The sequence below is a fragment of the Pseudoneobacillus rhizolycopersici genome, from assembly GCF_054786815.1.
In genome coordinates this window covers 1-221 of the sequence record NZ_JBTOOE010000272.1, presented here as the reverse complement: position 1 = coordinate 221, position 221 = coordinate 1, and the positions used below count along the sequence as shown (strand labels likewise).

General features: G+C 53.8%; 1 tRNA gene. It reads right to left on the bottom strand.

Annotation, left to right across the window (positions count from 1 at the left end):
- Positions 1-72: 72 nt before the first annotated feature.
- Positions 73-154, bottom strand: a tRNA-Leu gene (locus ACX9YW_RS23715).
- Positions 155-221 lie beyond the last annotated feature (67 nt).

The following is a 221-nucleotide window of genomic DNA, read 5'->3' as shown; positions in this document are numbered from 1 at the left end:
GAACCCGCGACCCCCACCTTGGCAAGGTGGTGTTCTACCACTGAACTACTTCCGCATATGAAACTGGATAAGTGCGGGTGAAGGGAGTCGAACCCCCACGCCTCGCGGCGCCAGATCCTAAGTCTGGTGCGTCTGCCAATTCCGCCACACCCGCATATTCTAATTAAAATGGTGAGCCATGAAGGACTCGAACCTTCGACCCTCTGATTAAAAGTCAGATG